This window comes from Longimicrobiaceae bacterium (assembly GCA_036375715.1).
Lineage (GTDB): Bacteria > Gemmatimonadota > Gemmatimonadetes > Longimicrobiales > Longimicrobiaceae > DASVBS01.
Window position 1 is genome coordinate 1 of sequence record DASVBS010000015.1, and the last position, 5,635, is coordinate 5,635.

At 64.8% G+C, this 5,635-nt stretch carries 6 protein-coding genes; all 6 read left to right on the forward strand.

The features are described 5' to 3' along the window. A partial coding sequence (locus VF167_02425; protein ID HEX6924252.1) for a hypothetical protein occupies positions 1 to 262 on the forward strand: 262 nt, incomplete at its 5' end. Continuing rightward, positions 259 to 1,791 carry a lipopolysaccharide biosynthesis protein gene (locus tag VF167_02430; protein HEX6924253.1) on the forward strand — a complete coding sequence of 511 codons (1,533 nt, stop codon included), beginning with the start codon at positions 259 to 261 and terminating at the stop codon, positions 1,789 to 1,791. The genes VF167_02425 and VF167_02430, both read left to right, overlap by 4 nt. A 73-nt stretch (positions 1,792 to 1,864) precedes the next feature. Further along, complete coding sequence (locus VF167_02435) at positions 1,865 to 2,608, forward strand: hypothetical protein (GenBank protein ID HEX6924254.1); 744 nt, start codon at positions 1,865 to 1,867, stop codon at positions 2,606 to 2,608. An 8-nt stretch (positions 2,609 to 2,616) separates the two neighbouring features. Further along, positions 2,617 to 3,381 (forward strand): class I SAM-dependent methyltransferase, encoded by a 765-nt coding sequence (locus VF167_02440; protein ID HEX6924255.1) that lies wholly within the window; start codon positions 2,617 to 2,619, stop codon positions 3,379 to 3,381. Continuing rightward, a complete protein-coding gene (locus tag VF167_02445; protein ID HEX6924256.1) occupies positions 3,372 to 4,427 on the forward strand; it encodes a glycosyltransferase in 1,056 nt (351 codons plus the stop codon). Before VF167_02440 ends, VF167_02445 begins: the two co-directional genes overlap by 10 nt. Before the next feature lie 15 nt (positions 4,428 to 4,442). Continuing rightward, positions 4,443 to 5,635: glycosyltransferase (locus tag VF167_02450; GenBank protein ID HEX6924257.1), on the forward strand; the 1,193-nt coding region annotated here is incomplete at its 3' end.

Below are 5,635 nucleotides of genomic sequence, written 5' to 3' on the forward strand. Positions count from 1 at the left end.
CGCCGGGGCGGTGGTGGTGAAGGACGTACCCGACTACGCGCTGGTGATGGGGAACCCCGCCCGCCAGCACGGCTGGATGAGCCGGCACGGCCACCGGCTGCGCAACCCCGACGCCGAGGGGATCATGGTCTGCCCCGAGTCGGGCCTCCGGTATCGGGAGGACGCAGGGAGGCTGCGTTGCATCGATCTCTCGGAGGAGGAGCCGCTTTCTCCCGAAATGGCGGTGGGCCGGCATTCCTACGACGAGCTGAAACAGCGGTGAGCACGGTCGAGCTGGACCAACCAGATCTCGGGGGAAAGACGGTCTCGGGGCTGAGCTGGCAGATGTTTGCCAGCGTGGTCAGCTTCGTTGCGAGATTCGGCCTCGGAATCGTACTCGCCCGGCTACTTCCCCCCGAAGACTTCGGGATCGTCGGTGTCGCCCTGATCGTCACGGGCTTCGCGACCACCCTCACCGAGCTCGGTCTGGGTCCCGCTCTCATCCAGCGCAAGGAGATCTCCGAGCGACACATTCGCGTATGTGTGACGATCTCGGCTTCGCTCGCGATCGTCACCTGCCTGGTGCTCTACGGATCTGCGGGTGCGATCGCGTCCTTCTTCCGGGATGCTCGCGTAGCCCCTGTGCTGCAGGTCCTCTCCCTGTCCTTTGTGCTCTCCGGGTTCGGGATTACGGGAAGAGCCCTGCTGACGCGACGTCTGGCTTTTCGGGAGTCGGTATTGATCCAGATGGTCGCGAGCATTCTCGGCTACGGCGGGGTAGCGGTCGTGATGGCGGCGCTGGGTTACGGATACTGGAGCCTGGTCGGAGGAACGCTCGCCCAGGCGCTGCTATCCACTGTGCTCACCTATGGTGCTGCGCGGCACTCACTTCGACCCCTCGTCGACAGGGCGGCGATCCGAGACCTTGCCGGCTTCAGCGCGGGCATGTCGCTCACCTCGGTGGTCAACTACTTCGCTCGCCAGGGCGACTACTTCGTCGTCGGCCGGCTCACCAGCGCCGCGAGCCTGGGCCTGTACACCCGGGCCTACACGCTGATGACGCTGCCGCTGACGTTCATCGGCTCCGCCCTTTCCCAGGTTCTATTTCCGAGCGCGGCGCGTATTCAGCACGACCAAGACCGCTTCCGCAGAGCCTATCTGACGGCGTTTGGCCTGTCGGTGGCGGTCTCGCTGCCCATTTCGCTGGGGGTGTCCGTGCTCGCCCCGGAAGTGATCCTGATCATCTACGGTCAACCTTGGGCGCCTGCCATTCCGCTGCTGCAGATCCTTGCGCTCTTCGGCATGTTCCGGATGAGCTACAACACTGCGGCTGCATTCGTTCGTGCCCGCGGTCAGGCCTACCGACTGCTGTTCAGTCAGCTCGTATACGCAACGCTTGTGGTGGGTGGCTCCTGGTGGATCATTCCCAGGGCAGGTTTGATGGGGGTGAGTTGGGTCGTGGGCGGTGCGATTACGTCGATGTGGCTGCTGGTGGTCGTTTTTGCGAACCGGTCAGCGGGTGTCCGAATCGGTGAGTTCGTGCAGGTGCTCGCCTCCTCCGCAGGACCGCCGGTGCTGCTCGCGGGAGCCTTTTACGGCCTGGTGATGGCGATGAGAGCGATCGCGGTTCCGTCGCTTGCTGTGCTACTGGGCGGAGGGTTGCTCTTTGCCGGAACAAGCCTGGCGTGCTTGTACTATCAGGCCCGCCGCGTCGGCCACCCCGCTGTGGATTCACTTCTGACGCGCATCCACGGTTTGGTCTCAGCGGTTTCACACCGCGGCCAACGGTTTTCCAGAACAACCGCAAATTAGTTTCGAGCTTCCCTTGCCGTGCGAACGAATCTCGCAGCCAACATTCATTGTTTCCACCGGCCGTGCCGGCTCCATGATGCTGGCGAAGGCACTTGCGGAGCTGCCGGGAGTCCGGTCTCTCCATGAGCCGGAGCCGCACCTCGTCACGGAGGGCTATCTCCGCTGGGCGGGCAGGATGAGCTCCGAAGAAGCGGCTCAGCAACTGCGCCTGAAACGCTCGTCGTTGATCGATGAAGCTCGCAAAGCCGGTGAGATCTATGTGGAGAGCTCACATTACTGCTCTCATCTGATTCCAGAGCTGGCCAGGGTTTTCGACGCGAAGTTCGTGTTCCTGCACCGTGATGCACGAGGCTTCACCAGAAGCGGGTTGGCCCGACCACATTGGTATCCCGATTTCGATGCTGTCGAGCGCCTCAAGACGTTCGTCCGGAGACGGTTCGGAGTTCAGGTCGGCAATTTCTGGCACGACCACCGGCTCGAGCCTCCCGCGGAGCTCGACACCCGTATGAAGAAGATCGCATGGCTCTGGACGGAGATCAATCGAGTCATTCTGCGGGATCTGGCGACCGTCGAGGACGATCGCAAGTTCGAGATCAGGCTCGACGAGGTCGGCCCCGAAAGGCTAGCGGAGCTGGCGCGATTCATCGGATGTGACTTCGGAGAAGCCGATCTGAACAGGATGGTCGAAGTCGCCGAGCGGAAACCCAACAGGAGAACGAGCGCTCCGCCAGAAGACGACGAATGGGACGAAAGCGCCTTTCTGGCGATTACAGCTGAGACGAGCCGCGCCCTCGGCTACGACGAAGAGCGGGTGTGAATAGCGCGATGAAGGAAGATCGTAAACGACGTCTGTCACAACGTCCGCTCCCCGCCGAATTGAAGCTCGGCTCTCAGTTTGAACCGGTCGAGCGGCTGATCACTTCCTCTACCAGCCCGTGGGCGGTGTCCGCGGACGCCGCGCAGGTGCTGGCCCGCCTGGTGGTTGCCGGGAACCGCAGGAGGATTCTCGAATTCGGAGCGGGCGTTTCGTCCCAGGTGTTCGCGGCTGCACTCCGCGAAATCGGTGGAGGGTCGTTGACGTCGGTCGAAGAGCATCCGGAATGGTGTGAGGAGGCGTGGGCGCAGGTGCAGGCCGTCCCGGGGGTGGATTCGATGCTCGTCGCCTCCAGAGTTCGCCTCACTATCGACCGGAGAGGTGTTTACTTCGGCTACTCGCGGCGGGATGAGATCATCCGCAGAGGGCCATTCGACCTGGTGTTTGTCGATGCCCCTTATGGAGCCATGGGAAGGGATGGGGCGCTGCACGCTTGCTTCGAGGCCCTGGCTCCCGGTGCCCTGATCGTGCTCGATGATTCGGCTCGTGACCGCGAGCAGGGTGTCTTGCGCCGCTGGTTGTCGATCTATCCCGGACTGGACGTCATGGCGAACGATCCCGATGTCGCTCGCGGGCTTTCGATCCTTAGCTATGCGAGCCCTGGCAGCGGTAGGCCGTCATTTTCACTCGCCGCGTGGACGAGCGGCGCGCTGGACCTCCTTCAATCAACCGGGGCGATCTGGCGCTATCGGAGGCGAAAGCTGGAATGGAGTTGAGAAGTAGTCTGCAGGAGCTGAAGGTGTCGACGGCGCAGAGCTGGATGTCCCCCTCGCACGAGCCGGGGCTCGTCTCGGTAATCATCCCTACGTACAACCGGTCTGGCCTGCTCCTGGAAGCGCTCGATTCCCTGGCTCGACAGACGTATCGCCCGATCGAAGTGATCGTTGTCGACGACGGATCGAGTGACGATACCCCCGAAGCCGTGGAGCGATGGATAGCGGGACTCGTATCGGGGGATGGCCTGCGCGTCCGTTATCATCGGCAGATCAACAAAGGCGCACCCTCTGCACGAAATCGTGGTCTGATCGAGTCCAGGGGGGAGTTCATTCAATTTCTCGACTCCGACGATCTGTTGTCGCCGCGAAAGATCGAGCTCGGCGTCGCGGCACTCGTAGAAGATCCTGAGGTAGACCTCGTCTATGGGCCGACGGAGCTGGTCGGCGCGGACGGAGCGGCTTACCCGGGACTCGAGACCGATGATCCGCAGCTTGTTCTGGAGGCGGTGTGTGTCAAGTCCGTCTGGACGATCATGGGTCCGCTGTATCGTCGGGGGCTGTGCGTGGAGGCCGGCCCCTGGCTGGAAGAGCTGAGCTGCTGGCAGGATAGGGAGTACGCCCTCCGCATACTGGCAGCCGCACCGGAGCTTCGTTTCGTTCCAGACGCAGTCTCGTACTACCGCCTAGGCCACGGCCCGAGCATCGGAGACAACTGGTCGCGCAGCCTGCGTGATCTGCGCAGTATCCGCCGGGCCGTGGAAGCCGCCGCACGCACCATCGAGGCCGGATGCGGCCTTACCCCGCGGATGCGCGAGAGCCTGGCCCGTCACCTGGCCCACGCAGGGCGGCTGCTGGGGCAGCTTGGAGAGGTGGAAGAGGCGAGGGCGGCGTTGCGAAGCGCCGAGGCGCTCGCGCGAGGAAGCGCCTACGCCCGCACCGTCTCCCTCCTGCGCCTGATCACGCGCGTGGCGGGATTCCGGCTCACCAACCGCGGCATCGCGCTTCGCGCCCGGCTGCGGGGGCGCGCTGCGGGTGTGGCGGCTTGAGCCTTGGGCGGGCGCATGTCCGGGACCCTCTTCCTCTTCACCTACACCTATCCCTACGGGACGGCGGAGACTTTCCTGGAGACGGAAATCCGCTACCTCGCCGCGGCGTGGGAGCGGGTGGTTGTGCTTCCCTCCCGGATTGAAGGTGAAAACCGCTCCGTGCCCGCCGGGGTCGAGGTCGAGTCCAGACTGGCGGAGAGGCTCGCTCGCGCGCATCGCCCGGCCGAGGTGGCGGCGATGGTGCTCGATCCGGCGTTTCGCGCAGAAGTCACACGTCGTCCCACCGTGCTGGCGAGGACCGGCTACCTGCGCCGGCTGACCGGGCAGGTCGCGCTTGCGAGGAGCACCGGCCGCTGGATCGAGGAGCGCTTACTGCGCGGCCGGGACCCCGCCCGGACAGCCCTCTTCTACACCTACTGGATGAGCCAGGCCGCCTTCGGCCTCGCGCGCCTGAAGCGATCGGGCACGCGGCTCGTCTTCGTGACCCGCGCCCACGGCTACGACCTCTACGCCGAGCGCCACACCCCTCCCTACCTTCCGTTACAACGCGAGATAGTGGCGCGGGCGGACGCCGTCTTCACCATCTCCGAGCACGGCCGCTCCTATCTGGCGTGGAAGTATCCTGAACATGCCGGCCGAGTGGAGGTGTCCCGACTGGGCGTGCTCGATCCCGGCATGACCACCCCCGGATCCGTCGATGGACGCTGGCGCGTGCTCTCCTGCTCGGGGCTGTTGCCGGTAAAGCGGGTGGAGCTGCTGGTGCGCGGCCTGTCGGTGTTAGCCGCGCGCAACCCGGACCGGGTCATCCAGTGGGATCATCTCGGCGACGGGCCCCTTCGCGCGCGCATCGAGCAGGAGGCGCGGGAGCGGCTTCCGGACAACGTGGAATGGACCATCCATGGACACCTCCCGAACCCGGCGGTGATCGAGTACTATCGGACCCGGCCGGTCGACGTTCTCGTCAACGTGAGCGAGTCCGAGGGGATTCCCGTGTCGATGATGGAGGCACAGAGTTTCGGGGTGCCGGTGGTGGCCACCGCCGTCGGCGGCGTGCCGGAGATCGTGAACGCCGACAATGGCGCCCTGCTCCCTCCGGACGCGGATCCCGCGCAGATCGCCGACGCGATCGAGCTGGTCTGCCTCGAGTCCACGTCTGACGCCCGCATTCGTCGGGCGAGCCGGGAGAGCTGGCGCGAGCGGTACGATGC

Bases quoted from the DNA above. Each gene is read 5' to 3' on its own strand.
- VF167_02435 (HEX6924254.1), top strand. From the start codon at position 1,865: ATGATGCTGGCGAAGGCACTTGCGGAGCTGCCGGGAGTCCGGTCTCTC.
- VF167_02440 (HEX6924255.1), top strand. From the start codon at position 2,617: ATGAAGGAAGATCGTAAACGACGTCTGTCACAACGTCCGCTCCCCGCC.
- VF167_02445 (HEX6924256.1), top strand. From the start codon at position 3,372: ATGGAGTTGAGAAGTAGTCTGCAGGAGCTGAAGGTGTCGACGGCGCAG.